The sequence below is a fragment of the uncultured Sphingobacterium sp. genome (assembly GCF_964277905.1).
Taxonomy (GTDB): Bacteria; Bacteroidota; Bacteroidia; order Sphingobacteriales; family Sphingobacteriaceae; genus Sphingobacterium; species Sphingobacterium siyangense.
On record NZ_CAXYKD010000001.1, the window covers coordinates 298,064 to 321,295 of the forward strand.

Genomic DNA, 23,232 nt, shown 5'->3' on the forward strand with positions numbered 1-23,232 from the left:
TTTTGTATAGATAAATATACAAAATGTTATTTTTATTTATACAAATGTTTTAAATTTTTAAATTATTTCTATTTCTTTGTATGGAATAACTATATGAACTATAATGAGAAATAATTTTAAAGTGTTCAAACGGGTGTATAAGCATCGTTGTCAACCGTTGGAAATGCAGTTCTTTTATCGGATGATATTACAGCGTATTTCAAATGGTCTCTCACCCGAAGAAGTATCTTTTTTAATGGGAAAAGCACTAGATTTTATAAGCAAAGTTGAGTCTTTCAAAATTAAAACGATTCTTGCTATTGATTACTATATTTTTTGTCGTGTGTTAGAAGTGGGGAGTATACATGCCATGATGCCTTTAGGGATGAATTTATCCAAGCAAAAGTATGCTTATGAGTTGCATGTCAATACATTGGATGATGAGGTTATTTATCACCTATATAGATTATCCATTGAAGAAGGGGTACAGGAGATCCAATTTAAGATCATGGACATCCGCCATAATTTTGATCCAAATAAACCTTCTACATTGAATGAGCTTCGAAAGGTCAAGAGAATTATCGAAGCGCAGGTTGGCACGGGGTATTTTAATAAAAATAGGAGTCCTTATGAAATACATAAATTGGTTTGTATAATACTCGGTACATATGTAAAACCTAAAAACCTGATGAAGATACTTGAAGATTTGCTCAATCGGTCTGATGAGCTTAAACTTATTCGGAAAGAATCAAAATATGGATTTGTTTATCTATCGAAAAGCTATGCTGGTTAAAAGAATAAGGAGTTACCCTTCCAGTAGCTGTTCGTTGCGAACAGCTACTGGAAGGGTATAAAGATACTGAGCCGTAGGGAACCAATTATAAACTACTACACCCAATTCAGCTTGATAATAATTTTTGCACACCCTACGGCTTATTTTTCTTATTCATCTCTTAATTTTTCAACTGGATTAAACCGAGTTGATCGAAATACAATAATACCAACCAATAAACTCAGCAAACCAATCAAAGTTCCCAATGGCAATAAGTAGGTAAACGCATTGATTTCTACTCGGATAATGTAATTTTGCAGCCAGTATTGCATCAATAGATAACTTAGTGGAACTGTCGTAAATGCAGCAAATAGGAAGATTCCGTAGTACTCTTTTGAAAAGAGCAACATCAAATGTGCTAGTGAAGCCCCAAGTACTTTACGAATGCCGACTTCTTTATTGCGCAGATGGATGGAAAGCGATATTAATCCGGTAAGTCCCAATGCCACGATCAGTAGCGAAACAACCGTAGCAATCTGGGAAGCGCGATGCAGCTGCAGCTCAGTTTCATATAAACTTTTGATACGTTCATCCATAAACTGATACTCGAACGGTGCATCAGGCAGCAACGTTTTCCACTTTTTTTCTAGTTGTTGTACTGCATTGGAAAGAGAGCCTTTTTGTAAGCGAATACTGAGGTATCGGTATTGAAGGCTCTCATGTACATCTATCCAGATAATAGGCGGGGATGCCTGATGAAGTGTGTTGGCTACAAAATTTTCAGCAACGCCCACAATAGTCATTTTGTAACTAGGATCATTTATTGCTATTTGCTGACCAATCGCCTGCTCGGCATTTTTAAAGCCAAAATCATCCATAGCCTTCCTGTTGATGACAACTGGTCTATTATCCGCATGAGTAGCATAGTTTTTAGGAAGAAAAGTTCCCGCAATTAGCGGTATCTCATAGGTTCCCAAAAAGTGACTATCACTTGTAATCCGTTGTACCTGGATTTCTTTGTTTTCAACCGTACCGAATGCAGATTGCATATTGAATCCCAGTAATCCAGGTGTTTCATAAGATAAGCTTACAGATTTTACTTCTGGTTGCTGGCTGAGTTCATGTTGTAAAGTCTCCATTTTGCGAACACCATTTTCGGACCAATCTCTAGGTACTTGAACGGTTAATAAGTAGTCCTTGTTGTAACCTAGATTGCTATGGAGAAATAGGTCCACTTGTTTGGAAATAATTAGTGTGCAGGCCAGCAGGAGCAAGGCTACCCCAAATTGAAAAAACAAAAGAATTTTTCGTACCAGCTGTTTGCCTCCCAAGGTCGAAAACTGATTTTTGACTGCAGGAAGTACCGCTATATTGGAAAGCTTAATTGCTGGATATAGACCCGCCAGTAAACCAATTAATAACGTCATTATACCCAATAGACCAAAAAAATAAATCGGCAATTCCATCAACGTAGGCAGCTTGCGCATCAAGATATGTTCGAAGATTGGACTTGTGACGATATAGATTGGCAGACTGATGAATGTTGCTATGGCCACGATCAGGATATATTCGGTCATCAGTTGTCTAATAAGCTGCACTCGAGATGATCCCATCATTTTGCGAACACCGATTTCCTTTAATCGGGTAATGTGCTGAGCGATACTAAAATTGATGAAATTGATGATAGCCATAATCAAGATAAAAATGGCAGTCCAAATCAACGTCTGTATCATTTTACGGACAGCCCCTTGGTTGTCATCCAAATAATAAGTTTTCAATGGTTTTAGATTGGGGCTATATTGACTGGAAAATTCCTTATCGGTATTTTTTCTTACTAGCGTTTCGATGGCGGCATCTACCCGTTCCAAACTTACACCTGGTTTCAATTCAACATAACCGGCAATATATGGGTTATTCCAATTGTCTATAGATCGGCCAAAGAATTCCTCGTTGATGATCGGTAAAAATATGTCGGCATGCATATTCTTTGTGAGATCCATAATGGCATTTTGGACATCGGATTTGATGATTGCTGTAATTTCAAAATCGTGTTTTTCACCCTTGAAATTTTTTATTTGTAGCGATTTTCCAAGTACATCCACATGACCGAAATATTTTATGGCTGCTTTGTCACTGATGACAACTGAAAAGGGATTATTCAAAGCCGTATTGGCATTGCCCGCTAAAATATGGAATCCAAACATCGTCAATAGACTAGGATCTCCGAGAGACATCCCTTCCTCATGGATTGTCGCACCGTTTGCTACGATACCTGTCAATCCATCAATCCGATAATAATTAGAGACCAGATTGGGATACTCCTCATGTAAGGCTTTGGGGAGCGCCCCTAATGTGGTTAAGTTAATACCAAATCCTTCTTTCTTATACTTGCTTTGCAACAAAAATTGCCGATCGATATTTTTGATATTACTATTCACTTGATGTACATCCCATACATAGGCGCCTACAAGTAGTAGAAAAGTAATACCGCAGGTCAATCCAATTAGATTGATCAGATTTTGCACTTTTTTCTTTCGAATATTTCGCCAAGCAATTTTGAAGTTTGTAAAGTTCATTGTCTTATACTAAGAATTTATTCCGGTCGTGGAGCTGCTGATAGCTTGTTTGCTCCATTTAGAAAATTAAAAATACAAATGTTTGGCCAAGTAATTATCCTGTTGATCATTAGTGTATTGCCTTCCTGATTCTTTTCCTTGCTGTTCGATATCGGACAGTGCTTTGTCCACAGCTGAACAGACAAGTTTATTTTTATTCATCACGTAGACTGTCAACAGGCTTTGTTAGGGCCGCTCGTATCGCTTGTGAACTTACAGTAATTAAAGCAATAAAAACGGCTAGCGCTCCTGCTAGCACAAACATCCACCATTGCATCTCAATACGGTACGCAAAATTCTCTAACCATTTGTGCATCATCCACCAAGCTAGGGGAGAAGAAATGATAATGGCTATTAGAACGAGTTTGACGAACTCCGTGGAAAGCATACGCGTGATGTCGGGAACTGTAGCTCCAACAACTTTTCGGATCCCTATTTCTTTTCTGCGTTGATTGGCGGTGAAAATAGCCAAGCCGAATAAACCAAGGCAGGCTACAAAAATAGTCAGTCCCGCAAAGATGCTCAGTAATTTACCCGTTTTCACTTCTGCTTGGTAGGTTTGTGCGTATCGGTCATCCAGAAAGGAATAGCTGAATGGAATGTCTGTTGGAAAGGATCGATAGAGAGACGCTAATTTTTGAATGAGCTTCTCCATATCGGCTGTTTGGGTTTTGAGAATCAAACTCCCGGCTTGATCGCTAAGAACCATCACAAGCGGGGAGATCTGCTCATGTAAAGAGCGAAAATGGAAATCCTTAACGACACCAATAACACGATAGCTTTTGTTATCTTTATTGGTCAATATTTTGCCAAGGCTATGATCGTTCCAACCTAGATCTTTTGCTGCGGTTTCATTGATGATGACAGAAAGGCTGTCATTACCAAATGTTTTTGCGAAATTTCGTCCTTCTTTAAGCTGCATACCCATAACCGGAATATATTCTTCATCTATATCGTAACGAATCGTTTTGACCCATTGATCAGTATTGCCATCTGGATAGATGAAAAAATTGTTGTTGTTACTTTCTCCGGCAGGGAGATAGGACGAATGAGAGACATGCTTGATTCTGCTATCTTGCATCAATAAATTATAATATGTCTTTTCGTTTTTTCCCAAAGGCCAGCTCGGTATAATAAGGACATTATCCTTGTTATATCCAAGTTTAATATGACGCATATAATCCAGCTGCTGAACAACAACCACGGTTCCAAAGATAAGTCCGACGGAAATGATGAATTGAAATACAACAAGCCCACTGCGTAAATTAAGGCCTTTAGTCGAACGACTTATTTTCCCTTTTAATACACGGAGCGGATTAAATGAGGATAAATATAACGCGGGATAGCTGCTGGAAAATAGACCGACGACTAAACCAAAAGTCAGTAGGAAGGGGATAATTTTAAAAGCGTCAAGTTTTTGAATTTCAATCTCTTTTCCTGAAATCTGATTAAATAGAGGAAGGGCAAGTAAAACAATTCCCAAAGCTATTCCCAAGGAAATATAAGTCAGGAGGACGCCCTCCAGCATAAATTGTCGCATCAGTTTTTGCTTGTCGGCACCTAATACTTTTCGTACTCCTACTTCTTTACACCGTCTAAACCCACTGGCTGTAGATAGATTCATGAAATTAATTGTGGCAATCAATAGCATAAAGAGTGCAATAGCACTAAAAATATAAACGTAACGTATATCCCCCGGAGCGCTGAGGTCGTAGTTGAAATTCGAATGTAGATGGATATCTGTGAGCGGCTGTAGGTAAAGACCGATCTTATTTCCCGTTTTCTTGTATTCTTGGTAACTCATGCCAAAACCTGCCATAAATTGTGTGGCAACATGTTTGTCGAATAGGACGGCTAAGTTTTTTTCGAGCTTTTCACGTGACGCATTTTTCGAAAGCAGCGCATAAGTATAATATTCGGAGGTCATCCACGAATCTGATCGTGAATCTTCCAGTGCATCCAAAGAGGTAAATACATCAAAATGAAAATGGGAGTTTTGAGGGATATCTTTGATTACTCCAGTGATTTTGAGGATATTTGGACTGTCTTTGATGAGGAGGTCTCGACCGACAACATTATTTGTGCCGAAGTATTTTAAGGCAGTGGATTCGGAAATCACTGCAGAATTTGGGGAAGAAATAGCTGTAGACAAATCCCCTTTAATAAAAGGGAGCGTGAAAATTTTGAAGAAAGAAGCATCTACGAAAGCCATTTTTTCTTCGTGAAACACTTTATTATTGACGACAAATAGGGGGGATCCACCGATTCGTAGTCGTGCAGTTTCTTCAACTTCGGGCAGCTCTGACTTCATAGTCGAAGCTACAGGTGGCATCACATGTGCCTCATTGATCGTTCCGCCCTTTACTGTTCCTCTGAAAACAACACGTACAATACGGTCTGCATGCTCGTTGTAACGATCAAAACTAAATTCATCGGTCACATATAAGCTGATCAGAAGGCAGGTTGCAATTCCCATGGCCAACCCAACGATGTTGATAAACGAAGTGGAGAAATTGCGGGTTAAATTTCTCCATGCTATTCTTAAATTATTCTTGATCATATTGAGGCCCCCTCTATTACTATAAATGAATATTTACTCGTTTCGTAAGCTATCTACTGGATTGTTTAGTGCGGCACGTATTGTTTGGAAATTGACAGTAATGATGCTGATCAAAAAGATGGCAAGCGCGGCAAGGATAAAGAACCACCATTGTACGCCCACATTGTACGCATAATCTTCAAGCCATTTTTTTGAAAAATACCCCGCTATTGGACTGGCAATAAAAATAGCCAAGGTGGATAAGATGAGATAATCTTTTGAAAAGAGACGTGATATGTCGAGCACTGTTGCGCCTAGGACTTTGCGTATGCCAATTTCTTTAGTACGCTGTTCGAGATTTTGCATGATCAATCCTGTAATTCCTAAGGCAGAGATCAACAATGTCAATGCACTGAATAGGATAAATAATTGCACTTGCTTGCTCTCTTTTTCATATTGTTTTGCAATCAACTCATCTATCCAATGGAAGGAAACGTGTTTATCAGGATAGGTATTTTGTATAATTTGAGATACCGATCGAAAGATTTGTTGTTCTTGTCCTTTCCCTACTTTTATCAGCATATTGCCGCTTCCGTTAAAATCTTTTGCCAAAATCACTGTTGGTACTATTTTTCTACGAAAAGACTCACTATGGAAATCTTTAATGATTCCGACTGGGATAATTTGAAGGTCTTTATACAGGATACCGAGTTTTTCTATCCCAAGCTTTCTTGCCGTACTTTCGGTCACAAGGGCATTATTTATACCTTCGTCTTCTCCCAGATCCATTTCAACATGCGTATAATCTTCAGGAGTCAATAATCGACCTTTAACCAGCTGGATTCCCAAAGTCTTGGATAAATCGACATCGCCACCGATGAAACTGACTTGGATATTTTTCCCTGGATCGTCCTTGTCAACGATTGTCTTGGCAAGGTAGCCTGACCCGATTGTCGGCGTCCAGGCAGCGACGCTGACCGATTCAACCCCGGTAAGTTGACCAATTCGATCTTTTATATTTGTATTTTGTGTACCCTTATTGAAATAATCGATGTTTAGCACATTTTTGACTTCCATTCCCAAGGGAGCTGCTTGCATATAACTGAGTTGGGACTTGATTGTTATAAGGCCAATGATGACGATAATAGTAATGCTAAACTGTGTTGTGATAAGCATTTTTTTGATAAAGACTTCCGCATTGGGAATTTTTGATAGCTTATTTTTTAAGGCATCTGAACTCTTAATACCAGAGATTAGCCATGCTGGATAAAAACCAATTAGCACGCCGAGGGCAATTGCAGTCGTCATAAATGCCAATAGCAACGGGAGCTGTATGGATTTAATATAAGCGAGATCATAGCCTATAAAGTGTTCCAGTTGGGACAGTGCAAGTCTAAAGAGTACCAAACTACATAATGCGGAAATAAAAAACAGTAGGATTGTTTCTAATAGCATTCGTCTGATCATCTGGGATCGGCTGGCCCCCAATACTTTATGTATATGAAGTGCCCTTAATTTTTTAACTGTTCTTACAGCGTAAATATTAATAAAATTGATGCAGGAAATAATAAAGACCAAAACGGCAACACCCACAAATATGTTTGTTGTTTTTTGGTTGCCGCTGATATCTGCACTGCCTAATGGCTCCATATATATATCCTGAATAGGCTGCAGGCGAAAGGAAGTCACATGTTTTGTGTTGGGACTGAGGTATCCTTTATACCAATGATTTAGTTTCTGTTCAAGATCTATTCTTGGTGTTCCGGGTTTTAGTTGTACAAATTGTTCGGTGTAGTAGCCTGACCCATCTTTGCTTAATTCCATCGATATTTTGGGGACTAAAGCAATGGCGGAAGCTCTAAGCGTTGAATTATAAGGAAGATTATCCATAACACCCGTAATGATATAATCGGATGGTTTATCGGTATAGGGGTCGGCACTTTGGATGACTTTGCCGATGACATTTTCGTTCTTAAAGTACTTTTCTTTGAATTCTTTGCCGATGAGCAAGTTTGTTTTTCCTTGGACCAGCTGTTTGGGATTGCCTTCGAGAACCTTGATGCTCAACATATCCAAGATATTTATTTCCGACTCCAAAACCTGTATGCCTATGGGGTGTGCTGAGCTTGCATGCGGTTTTAAATAATATTTTCTGGATTCTATCCGAGCCTCATTTTGAATCTCCGGGAATACTTGTTTGAGTTCCGTACTTAAATTAACGAATGTTCTGGACATTTGGCGTTCAAGGCCAGCCGTTGAATCTATGGTCACAATCCGAAAGAGATGATCCGCATTTCTCCAGCTTTTGTCATACGAATTTTCTTCAATGACAAGAGCAAATACGAGAAGGCACAAGGAAAAACCAATACTTAAGCCCAAGATATTGATCCAGGTATATTGTCGGTTGCTAATGAGGCTGCGAAAAGTAAGTTTGAATGAATTCATTCCTTTCTTTATGGTTTAAAACTATACGAAACAATGTTGTTAAACTTTGGGCTACTCATCGCGTAAACTGTCAACAGGGTTGCCTAATGCAGCCTTAATTGCTTGATAGCTTATCGTGGCCATACTGATCAGAATAGCCAATAGTCCAGCAATGACAAAATAATACCACTGTATCTCAATTCGATAACTGTAATCTTGTAACCATTTATCCATGGCCCACCAAGCGATAGGTGTGGCGATAAAAATTGCGACCACAACAAGCTTAATAAAATCGATCGAAAGCAAAGAGGTTACTTGGGTGACACTTGCTCCAAGAACTTTGCGGACAGCAATTTCTTTCATACGTGTTTCGGCCATATAGGCGATTAATGCCAGTAAACCCAGACAGGAAATAAAGATCGTCAATCCAGCAAAGATCATGGCCAGTGTACCTATAGCTTTTGTCTCCTTAAATTTTTCTTCGTAGGTCTTGTCAATGAATTTATATTCAAAAGGATAGTCTGGGTTGAACTTTTTAAAGATTGACTCAATCGTTTTTAAGTTGTCTGCGATGTCATTGTTTGGATTTAAACGATAATGGATCGTTGTAAACCAGGCTTGCGGTCCTAATATCACCATAGGTTTATTGTCTCCAAATGGCGATCCCATTATGAAATCTTTGACCACCCCAACTACGGTCCATTTTGTTCCATCACCATCCACAATGCTATTGACTGGGTTTTTGAGGTGCAAACTTTTTACCGCGGATTCATTTAAAATCAAGGCAGTACTGTCTGTCGCAAACTTGTAAATATCGATATCCCGCCCCTGTATTAGTGTTAGGCCTAGATTTTTTACGGCATCGGCATCGGTACTAAAACGGTTATAGGAAATGCGTTTGTCCTGTTCCGTTGGTGTCCCGGACGTAAACCCCCAGCCATTGCTATAGAAATCAGTTACCGGCGACATGTTTTTAGATACAGAAACAACTGCGTTGCTGGCTAACAATTCATTTCTAAGAATTTTATAATTCTTCTCGAGGTCACCTTGGATACTGCTATAAAGTAGCCCATTTTCATTGTAACCTCGGTCGCGCTGTTTGGTATATTGGATTTGTTTCGCGACAATGACTGTTGCGATAATCAATATAATAGCGAGGCTAAATTGAATGACGACTAAAAGTGAGCGAATACTAAGGCCTCTTGTTTTAGAAACAAATTTCCCTTTCAAGGTCTTAATAGGCTGAAATGAAGAAAGGAAAAAGGCTGGGTAGGTACCCGCTAACACACCCGTAAATAAGGCAAAACCAATTAAAAAAAGCCAGGTTGGTAAGTTTAATAACGATAGGCTAAGCTGTTTTCCCACCAGCTCGTTAAAAAATGGCAGGACCATAAAAACAAGGATAGTTGCGAGTACCATGCCGATCAGGCTAATTAATATGCTTTCAACCAGGAACTGCGCCATTAGGCTTGTCTTATTTGCCCCAATTACTTTGCGGACACCGACTTCTTTCGCACGGCGTTCGGAACGTGCCGTACTCAAATTCATAAAATTGATGCTTGCCACCAATAAAATAAATACACCAATCCAAGCAAATAGCTTGACGATATCGATACGTCCGGAAGTATAATTTCCTCCTTTTCCGCTATTGTAAAGGAAAGAATCTGGATAGGGGAAGGCAAAAATCTCACCCGTATTTCTTGCAGAAGTATAACCGGCAGCTTTATTACTCGTATTGATATGATCTCTCAGATAGGTTCTGATTTTGTCGTTAAATGCGTTGACTGAAGTACCTTCTTTTAACAAGACATAAGTAGTTATTGAATTATTGCTCCAGTTATCGTCTACGTAACCGATTATTTTTGCATATTCAAATGGGAGGAGGATGTCAAATTTGAAACTTGAATTACTCGGAAGATCTTTAAGTATAGCCTGTACGGTGACTTGATTAACAGAGTCTATCCGAACTGATTTTCCAATTGGATCTTCATTTCCAAACAGCGCTTTTCCGTAACTTTCCGTGAGCACAAGACCTTTGGGATGATCAAATCTCACATTCTGTTCTCCTTTCACAAAAGGCAAAGAAAACATTTTGAAAAAACCAGGATCGATGAAAACAGTATTTGCGATCAGTTTCTTTTCATTGAAAGTTGTTAAAAATTGAGGCCCCTCATTATATCTGGTAAAAGCTTCGATATCTGGAAAATCTGCAGCCAATGAGGGCGCTAGTATTTTAGGTGTATAGGCCCAGGCTGATTTTTCGCCTTGAAATTCGTCACGATTACTCAATACGTGCAGGCGATCACCCTTCTCATGAAAGCGGTCCATGGTTAACATGTTCTGCAACCAAAGTGCTATAAGTAATGCTCCGGCCATACCGATCGCCAATCCGATGATGTTAATCAGGGAGAAGGATTTGTTTTTCATCAGGTTGCGCCATGCGATTTTGATATAGTTCCTTATCATGGTTTTAATTTTTCGTTTTGCAATGCTTTATTCGATTGAAGCGAACCAACTGTCGCTCTATTTTTTACCCTTTACTTTTTACGTACTTAATTTTTGCGCTTATTCGTCTCTTAATGTCTTTACGGGATTACTATTGGCAGCCTTTATGGCTTGTGTACTTACCGTAAAGAAAGCTACGAATAAAGCAGAAATTCCTGCTAGTGCAAAAAACCACCATTGTATTTCAATTCGATAGGAAAAGTCCTGTAGCCATTTGTTCATTGCCCACCAAGCTATTGGCGAAGCAATTAGAATGGAAATAATGACAAGCTTAACAAAATCCTTGGATAACATAGCCGTAATTCCAGTTACCGAGGCGCCTAGTACCTTACGAATGCCAATTTCTTTGGTCTTTAGCTCAGCAATATAAGAAGCAAGCCCAAATAAGCCCAGACAAGAGATGAAAATAGCTAATCCCGAAAAAATGAATGCGAGTTGAGCAGTCTGTTGCTGATCTTTGAATTTAGCTGCAAATTTCTGATCCACAAACTGGTACTCGAAGGGGTAGGCCGGATTGAACTTTTTAATAATTTCCTCAATTTGCTTTAGGTTCATTTCCATAGCTCTGTTTGGACTGGTGCGTATAACCATATTCAACATCCAATTTTTTGAAGGATAAATCAGTAAGGGGGTTATTGGACTATAAGGTGACCCCGTAATATAATCATTGATTACACCAACGATAGTATAAGTTTTATCGCCCCATTTGAGATAGCTTCCTATTGGATTTTCCAGTTTCATTTCTTTGACAGCAACTTCATTAACCATTACAGAAGCACTATCTCCCGGCAGCCTGCCATAATCGATGTCTCGACCAGCAATGAGCTTTAATCCAAGAGTTTTAACAAGGTCACTTTCAGTGCGTCCAAGTTCAAAACCCATTTTCTTTGCTTGTTCTGGGTTAGCTCCAGGCCAAAGGAAACTACCTCCGGAACTGGCTCCATTTTTAGTAATTGACCAGCCCGTACGAGTAACAGCTTCGGCAATGTTGGCAGTGATCAGCTCCGACTTAATAGCCTCATAATTCTTTTCCATGCCGCCTTCAATGGGTACTTCGATAAGTTGTGAATTTTCATAACCTATTTCACGCTGGCTGGCATATTCTATTTGCTTGCGTACGATAATGGTTGCTATAATCAGTATAATAGCAATACCAAATTGAAATACAACCAGTAATTCTCGAAAATTCAGGGAAAACTTGTTTGTCCGTCCAAATATTTTGAGCGATTTTATCGGTTTAAAAGAAGAGAGCACGAAAGCAGGGTATAGCCCTGCAAGTATCCCTGTAAGGAAAATAAAACCAATCAGGGAAAACCAGATCGATGAATCTGAAAATGAAAAGATTAATGCTTTATCTAAAACCTGGTTAAATAGAGGAAGAGTCAGTATTGTCAATACGATAGCACATGTACCTGAAATAAAGGTTAACAATAAAGATTCGGAAAGAAATTGTATGATTAAATGGAAGCGTTGGGCTCCTACAACTTTTCTTACTGCGACTTCTTTTGCTCTTTTTTGGCTGCGGGCAGTACTGAGATTGATAAAATTGATACAGGCGATCAATAATATTAATAAACCTATTCCCGCCACCAATTTAACTTGATCTATTTTTCCGCCAACAGCAATACCCTGCTCAAATTTTGAATACAGATGCATTTTGGACATCGGATAGAGGAACATGGAGCCTTTTATTTCATGGTTTGTTTTCTTGTTGATTATATTATTTAGCTTTTTATTAAAAAGATCAACATCGGTTCCTTCTTTCAGCTTGATATAAGTATAGAAAGTGTTTGAACCCCAGCCAGATGAATAGGTTTCGGCTTTTTCTAAAGGTATCAGATAGGTAAAGTCGAAACTTGTGTTACTGGGGAGATCCTGCATAATTGCCGATACCCTATACAGTTCTTTATTGTCGAGAAGAATCGTTTTATCTATTGGATCAGTTTTGCCAAATATGTTCTTAGCAAGACTTTCCGTCAGGACGATATCTTTTGTATCTTTTAGAGCCTTCTTGCTATTCCCTTTAAGAAGTTTGAAATCAAATAATTCAATAAATGCTGGATCGACTTCATTTCCCTTGGATTTAATCTTCTTATCGCCAAAAGACATCAGGGCGGTACTGCTCCAATACATCCGCGCAGCGCGTTCAACCTCGGGGTAATCTGCTAGCAGAGCCTGAGATGCCGGTGCCGAAGTGATATCGTTTACGTAGATTTTTTGCTGATCTTCATATTTGTTCCAAAGTTTATATATGCTTTCCTTATTGCTGTAAAAATTGTCGAATTGCAATTGATGTTTTATCCATATACCGATGATCAGTACCGCTGTCATTCCGATAGAAAGTCCAATAATATTAATCGCAGAGTACCCCTTGCTTTTCCATAGGTTCCGCCATGCTATTTTGATGTAATTTTTAAGCATATTTGTCGTATTTTTATCGATAAATAGAGAAAACTTGAATTTTAAAGGTCCAGCTTGTTAGTTATCAGGTGTCTTTATTGTTTTTAGCTACTAAAACAATTACTCGTCTCTTAAACTATCAACCGGGTTTAGAATCGCAGCTTTTATGGTTTGAAAACTAATGGTGATAAATGATACCAATAATGCACTTATCGCCGCCACAATAAATACCCACCAGTCTAGCGTGATGTGGTAAGCAAAATTCTCTACCCAGCGGTGCATGGCATACCAGCCTAAGGGTACACTGATCAATACAGCACACAGGACTAGGGCCATAAAGTCAACACTCAATATGTTGACAATCTTGATCGTTGAAGCACCTAATACTTTACGGATACCGATCTCTTTAAAGCGTTGTTGCACGGCATAAGCTGATAATGCAAATAGTCCCATACAGGCGATAGCAATTGTAATGAAGGAAAATAACTGCATTACCCGTGTTGTTTGCTGATCTTTGAGATATAACTTGTTATAATCATCATTGAGAAAGTGATATTCAAAACTGTTTTTTGAATCAATATCTTTTATAACAGCTTTGATCTGCGCAAGAACATCTTTTACCGGCGACGTCGGATTGAGTCGAATGAAAATATTGCCGAAATAATCATATTCTGGAAAAAGTACAATTGGTTTGACTTCGTTGTGTAATGATGCAAAGTTAAAACTCGCCACAACTTGTTTGATACTGCCCTTACGTCCGTTCAAATTGATTTTCTTTCCAATAGCCTGTTCAGGAGTAAAACCCATGGCGGATGCAGCAAGTGTATTCACTACAAAGCCATATTCTGGTGAAATAGTGTCCTGCGCGCGCAAAATGTCCGCATCTGACAACGGTGTACCTGCGACAGATGGAATATGAAAAACGGATACGAAATCTTTTTCAATCGGAATTGCAGTGACATCCATATCAAAATCATTGGGTTGGCCTTCGACCTCCCTAATGCTGTAGCCTCCTTGGATATTGACGGGATTGTCATACGAAGCGGTAACACCCTGGACACTATTGAGCTGCATTAACTTTTCTTTTAATAGCTGCCTTTCTTTATCTTGCCATCCTCGGCCATCAATGACCAGCATATCAGAGCGATCCAATCCAGTGTTTTTAGACTGGATAAAATCCATCTGTCTACCCGCAAATAAGGTGCAGATAATAAAAAATATAGAGATACTGAATTGAAAAGTAACGAGCACCTTGCTTAATGATATACCATGTTGTCTTTCAGTTAGTTTTCGCTTAAAAATGGAAATAGGTTTTGAACTAGCAATTGAATAGGCAGGCCAGCCACCCGACAGAAGCGTCAACAAGGCTATGAAGACAAGTAAAATCGTATAAAACCGAGGGTCTGTCCATACGGTTAATTTCATTTCGGTACCCATAAATGAACTGAATACGGGTAACAAAAGTACTGTAGTCAGAAGACTAAAAGCAACCGCTAGAAAAACCATGAGGCTACATTCAAAAAAGAACTGAAAGAATATTGTTTTCTTTGCTGCACCCAGAACTTTCTTGACACCGATTTCTTTCTTGCGTTCAAGGGCATGCGCTAATACCAAATTTGTAAAATTGATGCAGGTTAAAATAATAAGCGCAGCACCTAACGCCAGTAAAATATAGATATAAGTAATGTTTCCTGTACCTGCTGCTTTGGAGTGAAGATGGATATCGGTCAGCTTTTCTAGGATAAATCGAAATTGATAGCCCTGTTTTGTTGCTTCGGCGAATTTTGATTTTGTCATTTGGTCCAATTTCTGTTGGATCGAACCGAACTGATCTTTGTTTTTTAGGAGCGCTATGGTTATATCATTTGCAGATGACCAAGCCATTTCTTTGTAGCGTTCTAATCCTTTGTTGGAAAGGAGTGCAGAGAAGTTCAACTGTGTATTTGTGGGCAGGTCTGCAATGATACCTGTGATTTTCCAGTTGACTTTGTCAATGGATAGTGTCTGACCGATGGCCGACTGATTGGGGAAATATTTCGCTGCGAGTTTTTTTGTTAAGACAATCTGATTTGGTTCTGCTAAGGCTGATCGAGAATCACCTTCGAGAAAGGTATAACCTAAAGTTTTAAAAACATTTTGGTCAGCATAAAGTAGGCCTTTTTCAGTTATTAGTGCCTCTTTGGATTCTATTTTACCGCCTTTGGAATAGCTGTAGAATCTGGTTGCCTGTTCTACATCCGGAAATTCAGCTTGTAAAGCAGGAGCTAAACCTGTTGGTGTTACCGCAGAATTTACTTCCTCTGTGCTATTGGGTGCTTTATAGGTGAGGCTAATATAAGCTAGACGGTCCGCATTGGGAAGGAAACGCTCATAACTGGATTCATGATATATGTACGCTGCCAACAATAGAAAACATGTTATCCCGATGCTGAGGCCAAACGTATTTAAAAGAGAAAATCCTTTGTTTTTTCTGATATTCCGCCAAGCAATTTTAAAATAGTTCTTTAACATGGTTATGAGCATTTAGACTGTTAATTAGGCTATATTCTTGTCACTTAGCTCGCTTTAGTAGAAGGCTCCGTTATTCGAAAAATAGCAAAGCCAAGTAGTTCAATTCGTTTGCCATAAATATAATGTATTGATTTTTAGGTTTTTGATGTGTTTTTATGGTGGTTTTAAATGTTCGGAAACGGACAGTATAGTGTCCGTCCCCGAACAAATTGGTATTATTCGCTTCTTAAGGTTTTTACAGGATTTGCTAATGTTGCTTTAATCGCTTGGTAACTAACGGTTAATAAGGTGATGATTAGCGCGGTTAAGCCTGTGATAGCAAAGACCGTCCATGTAATTGATATGCGGTAAACATAGTCTTCGAGCCATGATTCCATGAGGAGATAGGCTAAAGGGGCTGCGACTAAAAAGCCAATGCCTGTGAGCCAAATGTATTCTGTGGAAAGTAGCCGCCACAAGCCAAGTTCTGATGCACCCAATACTTTACGAATACCGATTTCTTTTTCTCGTTGCTCCGTAAGAAAGGAAACCAGCGCGTAGAGACCAAGACATGAAATGAGTATGGCCAACCCTGTAAATAAACTGGTTAAGCTCTTGATCATTTCCATCTGTTGAAACTCTTTGGCATATTCCTGATCCGTAAATGTATAATCAAAAATAAGATCAGGGTCTATGCGATTGAACGCTGTGGAAATCGCTTTTAGGTTTTGTTTGAGGTCTTGATTTTCATCCAGTTGAAGCGTTATTTTATTCTTTGGTAAAAATTTTAGAAAATAAGCCGTCGGTGTAATGGATTTGAAAGGAGATTCGGAAAGCGTATTTTGAATAATACCCAAGATGTGGTAATTGATACCGGCACGTGAAAGCTGTTTACTGTTTAGATCGGTAACTCCCATAAATTTGGCCGCCGCTTCGTTCAGAATAACAGCCGTTGAATCTGTTTTGAAATCTTTTGAAAAATTGCGTCCTTTTATAAAATTCCACTGTACAGTATTCGCGAAGTTTTCATCTACGGTGAAGATCCCCATGATCGCACCGTCTTTGGAATCATTACCTTGCCAATTAAAGCCACCACCTGTTAAGGATAGGTGGTTCACAAAGTTGGAAGAAAGGGCGGCATCTGCCACAAGGCGCTGACCGATCAACTCTTTTCGAAGTACATCAAAGTTTTTGACGATAGTTGAATTGGATGAAGTAATGTTTATCAAATTTGAACTTTTATAACCTATTGGACGATCCTTTGTGTAATGCAGTTGCTGAATCACCAGATAAGTGGATATCATCAGAAAAATAGAAATAGCAAATTGCACGATGACCATTGCCTTTCTACTTCTTGATCCGCCTTTTCGGCTGTTGATTTTACCTTTAAGGGCAAGAATAGGATTAAATGCCGATAAAAATAACGCCGGGTACATGCCTGCTAAAAGACCTATAACGCCTATTCCTACTAAGGAGTAGCCATAGAAACGAATATCGGTAAAAGGGATATGCAGTGTCGTATGTGTAATCGTTTTGACCCAAGGCAAAAGCAATGTCGCGAATAGAACAGCTAACAAAAATGCGCAGGCTACTGCGAGGATGGATTCCACAAGAAAGCCAGCGATAAGCTGTCTGCGATTGACGCCAACAGATTTTAAAACCCCGATTTCTTTTCCTCTTTTTAGGCTTCTTGCCGTACTCAGGTTAATGAAATTGATACTAGCCAATAAAATGATGAATACGCTTATCCAAACAAACATCCATACATATTGAATCTGTCCGCCTACGTTCTTTCCATTCTTGAACGAATCATATAAATGCCATTTGGACATCGGATGTAACAGGATCTCAGGTTTTATATCCGTCAGTTTTTTGTTGATGATATTGGTTAGTTTATTTTCCAAAGCGGGAACAAAGGCATCATTGTCGATCTTGGCGAAAGTGCTGAAATAGCAGCTGGACCAGCTTTCTTCAATACCTTGGTCTTTTGCAAGATAATCGACAAAGGGCAATACATAATCTAAGCCATAAAAAGTGTTGTTGTCAGGAATATCTTTATAAACACCTTGAACAGTATACTGTTCTTTGCCATTCAATTGAAGTGTTTTCCCGATGATATCTACCTTATCAAACAGTCGTTTTGCTAAGGATTCTGAAATTATGATGGTCGATGGATTGCTCGGTGTGGTACTATTTCCTTGTACAGATTTGAGAGAAAATAATTCGGCAAATTTCCCCATGGCGTAAAACCCTGGTGCATTAAGCTTCTTATCACCTACCTTAAGATTATTGCTCTCCATATTCGTGACCAGTGCTGCATCTTGCATTTCATTTTTGAAATCAGACGCGATCGTTTTGACCAAGGGAATAGGGGTGGAGCGATCAGTAGATTTCTCATCATTGAAAGTCCCAGTCATCATGACCTGATAAATATGTTGATAATTGCTGTAATGTTTATCAAAAGAAAATTGTTTCAGTACCCATAATGTACTTATCAGGGCAACAGTAAACCCCAATGCTAATCCCAAAATATTTATTGTTGTGTTTAAGGGACTGCGCTTCAAATTTCTCAGCGCTGTTTTTAGGAATAATCGAATCATTTTATGCTGTTGTTTTGGTTCTCAAATATAAACTATTCATCGTGCAAACTTTTTACAGGATTGGCGTATGCCGCTTTGATGGACTGGAAACTCACCGTAAATAATGCAATAGCAATGGTTATCCCCGCCGCATATAGAAATATGGTAAATGGGAGAGTCGTTCTGAAGGCAAAACCATCGAGCCAATTTATGCTGAAATATACAGCGATTGGTACTGCGATGACATTGGCTAAAATGACTAAGAGTAAAAATTCCTTGTTTAGTAATTGTATAATGTTAAATACAGTTGCGCCAAGAACTTTTCTGATTCCAATTTCTTTGGTTTTAACCTGCGCGGTGTAGGTGCATAGTCCTAAGAGTCCTAAGCAGGAGATGACGATGGCAATCAGGGCAAAAAAATTGAATAAGGAGCCTTGTTTCTGCTCATTCGTATATTGCTTTTGATAGCTTTCGTCCAGGAAACTGTAATTCATCGGCATATCATCATAATAACTTTTCCAGATCTGTTGCAAGGAGTTTAATGCGGATTTTGTACCAGAAGTTGTTGTTTTAATGTATAGCTGCCAGCAATCTTTTGGGCTATATTGAAAGACCATAGGCTCAATCTTTTGTCTGGCGCTCGCATAATTAAAGTCTTTTACAACCCCAATAATAGTTCCCGGAACTGTTCGAATACGTAAACGTACGCCAATCGGATCTTTTAAACCCATTTCCCGCGCTGCCGATTCATTGATAATGAAATGGGTTGAATCTGCTATGGAGCCTGTGAAATTACGACCTTGCGTAAGTTTTATCTTAAAAAAGTCGAGCGCCGATTGATCGGAATATGTCATATTGAACCAAAGATTGGATTTGCTGGGCTTTCCTTCCCAATCGTTGTCCCCAGTTGAAGCACCACCATAAACCATGTCGCGGCCAAGACGGATAACATCATCAATATCCTTATTTTTTAGAAGTTCGGTTTTGACAGCATCAAAATGTTTGGACATTTTTGGCGCCATAGTAACGGAAATAATATGATCCTTTTCGTAGCCTAAATTTTGATGTTTTATAAAATCCAATTGACGGCCAATAACAATTGTTAAGGTGATAAGGATTATAGAAACAGTGAACTGCAGGACAACCAGTATTTTTCGTGCACTGGAATTTTTTATGGTAAATCGACCCTTCAATACCTTTATTGGATCAAACTTCGATAAAAGCAGGGCAGGGTATATACTTGTAAGTGCCAGTGTTGCTACAAGCATTATCAATACGCTTATCCATAACGTAGGATTAAAGAGCTGTAGCGAAATCTGCTTCCCTGAGAAATTATTAAATAGGGGGAGACCAATAAATACGAAGGCAAGTGCTAATGTTGATGCAATGACAAATAGTATGGTTGTTTCCAATATAAATTGGAAAAAAAGTTCCTTTCTACCTGCGCCGATAACTTTACGTATCCCCACTTCTTTGGCGCGCGACAACGACCGTGCAGTAGAAAGATTGATATAGTTAATACTTGCTATTACAAGAATCATAATTGCTACACCTATAAAAACTCGAACATTGTCAATTCCGCCATCACTACCATCCATTTGGTAGAGATGCACCTTTGCGAGTGCTTGTGTAACGTAGGGGACAGGGGCATCCTCAGGTTTGTTCCTTTCGTGTATCGCCTGTAGCTTTTTTGAAACTGTAGCAAGATTTGCATCAGGCCTCAGCAGCAGATAGGTTTCGAATGAAAAATTAGACCAATCTTCATCCATGGAAGATAGAAAGGTCTTATTATCATAGGTCGTTTTATTTTTAATGTAAGCCCGCTCATTAAATCTCGAAATGGGAAGCAGAACTTGAAATTGAAAGGAAGAGTTTTCAGGATAATCAGCAATGACACCTGATACAACACAAAGGTCCTCGATACCCAATGTTACGGTTTTTCCAATTGGATTTTCATCACCGAAATACCGACGTGCCGTACGCTGAGTAAGTACAATGGAATTGTTGTCAGGGAAGGGTTGTTTTGAATTTCCCTGTAGTAGCGGAAAATCGAAAACCGTAAAATAACTGGGGTCTACAAATGCAAAATTCTTTTCGTTAAATCTCTTCTCTTTATATTTAAGTGCAGCATCTCCAATTTTGAAAATACGGACTGCATCTTGGACTTCAGGAATTTCCTTTTTTGCAAAATTTCCTACGGGAGCAATGATGGATCCAAAGATTCGTTTTGATATCCCCGTTCCCCCCTCTATTCCAATTTTGTAAATGGAGCGCTGATGTTTATGGAATCGGTCAAAGGACAGCTCATCTTGTATCCATAGCAATAGGAATATCCCCACAACCATTCCTGCTGTTAATCCTAAAATATTAATGGCACTGTAGAATTTGTTAGAAAAAATACTTCGCCATGCGGTTTTGATGAAGTTCTTTATCATTGTTATGGGGTTTTAAGTTCTTAATACATGTTATGAATACACATAAGCCTATTTCTTTTACTCGCTGATTTACTCATCTCTTAGACTATTGATCGGGTTTGCTTTTGCTGCAAAGACACTTTTGGTTGATAGTACAAGACTTGCAAAGGCAATCAATCCCAGTGCAGACAGTCCAAAAATCCAGGGACTTATCGTAGTTCTATAAACAAAGTCGTTCAGCCAGCTATGCATAAAATAATAAGCAATTGGAAAAGCTACCAGACAGGCTATTGCAACCAGTGATAGCAAATTCCGAAGCAGTAAAAATGTGATCTGGAAAACAGATGCCCCCAGTACTTTACGGATTCCAATTTCTTTTGTGCGTTGATTTGCCGTAAATATGGCTAATCCAAATAAGCCTAGGCCGGCAATCAGAATTGAAAGCCCTACAGCCCAGGATAGAAGCTTAGAAAGCTGTTTCTCTTGGGTATAAAAATTTTGGACGACATCATCCAAAAATTTAAGATCGAGCTCGTCGTCTGGAAAGACCGATTTGTAACTGCTTGTTATTTTATCAATGGTATTTTTCCAGTTCTCGGGATGTGATTGATCCAAAGCAATATGGAGTACGTATCCTTCCTTACTGCCGGTATACAAGACTGGTTTAACCGCCTGCCGGGCAGAGGCTAGATCAAAATCCTCCATTACTCCAACGATGATATTTTTTCCATTTTCGAAGGTTTTGCCAATGGCATCCTGCGGGTTTTTGATATGTAGTAGCTCAAGACCTTTTCTATTGATCAGCATTTCACTGGTTGAATCCAATAGACGGATATTTCTCCCTGCTAAAAGTGGAATCCGATAGACTTCCAAATAATTTTCATCACCAGAGCGGCTATCGAATGTTAGCGACTCCTTTGTTGGTGACTGATCATAAGTTATTCCTGTGGTCATCCAGCCGTTCATCGCGGGTGCAATGTTCCCAAAACTGATTGCCTTAATATCTGTTAGCTTTTTGAGTTCATTTTTAAGGACTATACCTTTTGCCGAATTTTGGAAAGCTCCCGGAATGTAGACATTGACAATAGCGTCCTTTTGAAATCCCATGTCACGATGGGAAACGTAATTGATCTGCCGGACAACAACGAGTACGCAGATCAGAAAAGCCTGAGCTAATACAAATTGGAAAATAGTCAGTGCTTTGCGTATCCATGTGCTTCGGGATAGATTGGTATTTTTTCCAAGCTGGTTTTTGAGCGCCAATACAGGAGCGTATCCGGTCAATACCCAAGCTGGATAAAACCCCGCAAGAATGGTGACCACGATAAGCTGCCCGAATAAGAATAAAAGAATAACAGTTTTGTCTAAACGGTCTAAACTTAAATTTTTGGGAATAAATCCTTCAAAGACATGTAGAAACAAAGGAAGCAATAAAACAGCGAGTAGTGTAGCCGACAAGGTAATCAGGAATGTTTCTAGTAAGAATTGTTTAATTAATGTTGCCTTAGAGCTACCCAGTGTCTTGCGAATACCCACTTCTTTGGCTCTTTCAATGGATTGTGCTGTGGATAGATTAATAAAATTTACGGCCCCCAGGGCTAACAGGAAAAATGCAAGTAAAATGAGGTTGCGAAGCGCTTCAGGATGGGTCGCTTCATAATTAAATCTTGTATCAAAATGTACATCTGCCAATGCTTGTAATTCAAGCTTATCGTTAATTTTCTCTCCTTCTTTGTATTTATATTTTTTAAGGAGATTAGCAATATTACGCTCTATTAAAAGAGGGTTACTTTGTGCTTTTGTTTTGATGAGGACCTGATGTGAATCAGATATGCTGTTCCAAGCTTCCCATGTATACATGTTTTTTAGATTGTTATCCTGAGGGATCGTCTGCTCAGCGATGAAGCTTTCAAAATTGAAATCCGAATTATGCTGTGGATTTTCAATAACACCAGCGACCTGAAGTGGGATACTATCTGCATAGATAATGGTTTTGCCAATCACATTTGCAGGCAGTTCTTTTCCATAAAACTTTTCTAATGTTTTCTCTGTAAGGATAATATTTCCTGATGAGTTCAAAGCCTTAACGCTTCCGGCCAACCATTTTGAAGGGAAAATATCGAAGTATTGACTGTTAGTGAAAACTATCTTTTGTTCTTTTGGAAAAGTTTGAAATTTGTCTGTCGCCAGAGAAACTTTTAGCTTTTGGACATGGCTTCGATAAATCGGGGCTACGGCCTCCAAGTTGGGTAACTCTGCTTGCATGGTACGCACCAATGGTACGTAGACGCCGGCATTTTTGAACTCTCCGTTATTGACAACACGATAGACCTGTTGTTGATTGGGAACATGTTTGTCAAAACTGTAGTCGTATTGGATCATCAGGAAAATAACCAGCGTCGCGGTAATACCAATCGCGAGACTCGTGATATTGATGAACGTGATCAACTTATGTTTTTTTAAAAAACGATAGGCTGTTTTAAGTGAATTTACAATCATTGTTATTTCGTTTTTT

General features: G+C 39.0%; 11 protein-coding genes. 1 reads left to right on the plus strand and 10 read right to left on the minus strand.

All coding sequences use genetic code 11. The features are described 5' to 3' along the window. Positions 1-103: 103 nt before the first annotated feature. Positions 104-772 (plus strand): hypothetical protein, encoded by a 669-nt coding sequence (locus ACHWSC_RS01195; RefSeq protein ID WP_394675527.1) that lies wholly within the window; start codon positions 104-106, stop codon positions 770-772. Between the two features lie 149 nt (positions 773-921). On the opposite strand, the gene ACHWSC_RS01200 is transcribed toward ACHWSC_RS01195, so the two are convergent. The 10 genes from ACHWSC_RS01200 to ACHWSC_RS01245 all read right to left on the minus strand — a co-directional run bounded on the left by ACHWSC_RS01200 (position 922) and on the right by ACHWSC_RS01245 (position 23,216). Beyond that, positions 922-3,327, minus strand: coding sequence for an ABC transporter permease (locus tag ACHWSC_RS01200; RefSeq protein ID WP_394675528.1), 2,406 nt, complete (start codon positions 3,325-3,327; stop codon positions 922-924). A gap of 66 nt (positions 3,328-3,393) precedes the next feature. Then, positions 3,394-3,528: a hypothetical protein gene (locus ACHWSC_RS01205; protein WP_262707332.1), complete on the minus strand. Its 135-nt coding sequence runs from the start codon at positions 3,526-3,528 to the stop codon at positions 3,394-3,396. Further along, positions 3,521-5,926: an ABC transporter permease gene (locus ACHWSC_RS01210; protein ID WP_394675529.1), complete on the minus strand. Its 2,406-nt coding sequence runs from the start codon at positions 5,924-5,926 to the stop codon at positions 3,521-3,523. Before ACHWSC_RS01210 ends, ACHWSC_RS01205 begins: the two co-directional genes overlap by 8 nt. Positions 5,927-5,959: 33 nt before the next feature. Beyond that, positions 5,960-8,350: an FtsX-like permease family protein gene (locus tag ACHWSC_RS01215; RefSeq protein WP_394675530.1), complete on the minus strand. Its 2,391-nt coding sequence runs from the start codon at positions 8,348-8,350 to the stop codon at positions 5,960-5,962. Between the two features lie 51 nt (positions 8,351-8,401). Next, entirely contained in the window at positions 8,402-10,795 is a 2,394-nt protein-coding gene (locus ACHWSC_RS01220) for an ABC transporter permease (RefSeq protein ID WP_394675531.1), read from the minus strand. A 99-nt stretch (positions 10,796-10,894) separates the two neighbouring features. Further along, on the minus strand, positions 10,895-13,255 hold the full coding sequence (locus ACHWSC_RS01225) for an ABC transporter permease (RefSeq protein ID WP_394675532.1): 2,361 nt from the start codon (positions 13,253-13,255) through the stop codon (positions 10,895-10,897). A gap of 99 nt (positions 13,256-13,354) precedes the next feature. Further along, positions 13,355-15,745 carry an ABC transporter permease gene (locus ACHWSC_RS01230; RefSeq protein WP_205399675.1) on the minus strand — a complete coding sequence of 797 codons (2,391 nt, stop codon included), beginning with the start codon at positions 15,743-15,745 and terminating at the stop codon, positions 13,355-13,357. Positions 15,746-15,960: 215 nt separating this feature from the next. Beyond that, complete coding sequence (locus tag ACHWSC_RS01235) at positions 15,961-18,324, minus strand: FtsX-like permease family protein (protein ID WP_394675533.1); 2,364 nt, start codon at positions 18,322-18,324, stop codon at positions 15,961-15,963. A 32-nt stretch (positions 18,325-18,356) separates the two neighbouring features. After that, positions 18,357-20,738 (minus strand): ABC transporter permease, encoded by a 2,382-nt coding sequence (locus ACHWSC_RS01240; protein WP_394675534.1) that lies wholly within the window; start codon positions 20,736-20,738, stop codon positions 18,357-18,359. Between the two features lie 69 nt (positions 20,739-20,807). Next, positions 20,808-23,216 (minus strand): ABC transporter permease, encoded by a 2,409-nt coding sequence (locus tag ACHWSC_RS01245; RefSeq protein WP_394675535.1) that lies wholly within the window; start codon positions 23,214-23,216, stop codon positions 20,808-20,810. Positions 23,217-23,232 lie beyond the last annotated feature (16 nt).

Excerpts from the sequence above, each read along its gene's own strand:
- ACHWSC_RS01230 (WP_205399675.1), bottom strand. The coding sequence starts at position 15,745 with ATGTTAAAGAACTATTTTAAAATTGCTTGGCGGAATATCAGAAAAAAC.
- ACHWSC_RS01225 (WP_394675532.1), bottom strand. The coding sequence starts at position 13,255 with ATGCTTAAAAATTACATCAAAATAGCATGGCGGAACCTATGGAAAAGC.
- ACHWSC_RS01200 (WP_394675528.1), bottom strand. The coding sequence starts at position 3,327 with ATGAACTTTACAAACTTCAAAATTGCTTGGCGAAATATTCGAAAGAAA.
- ACHWSC_RS01210 (WP_394675529.1), bottom strand. The coding sequence starts at position 5,926 with ATGATCAAGAATAATTTAAGAATAGCATGGAGAAATTTAACCCGCAAT.
- ACHWSC_RS01215 (WP_394675530.1), bottom strand. The coding sequence starts at position 8,350 with ATGAATTCATTCAAACTTACTTTTCGCAGCCTCATTAGCAACCGACAA.
- ACHWSC_RS01205 (WP_262707332.1), bottom strand. The coding sequence starts at position 3,528 with ATGAATAAAAATAAACTTGTCTGTTCAGCTGTGGACAAAGCACTGTCC.
- ACHWSC_RS01240 (WP_394675534.1), bottom strand. The coding sequence starts at position 20,738 with ATGATAAAGAACTTCATCAAAACCGCATGGCGAAGTATTTTTTCTAAC.
- ACHWSC_RS01245 (WP_394675535.1), bottom strand. The coding sequence starts at position 23,216 with ATGATTGTAAATTCACTTAAAACAGCCTATCGTTTTTTAAAAAAACAT.
- ACHWSC_RS01220 (WP_394675531.1), bottom strand. The coding sequence starts at position 10,795 with ATGATAAGGAACTATATCAAAATCGCATGGCGCAACCTGATGAAAAAC.
- ACHWSC_RS01235 (WP_394675533.1), bottom strand. The coding sequence starts at position 18,324 with ATGATTCGATTATTCCTAAAAACAGCGCTGAGAAATTTGAAGCGCAGT.
- ACHWSC_RS01195 (WP_394675527.1), top strand. The coding sequence starts at position 104 with ATGAGAAATAATTTTAAAGTGTTCAAACGGGTGTATAAGCATCGTTGT.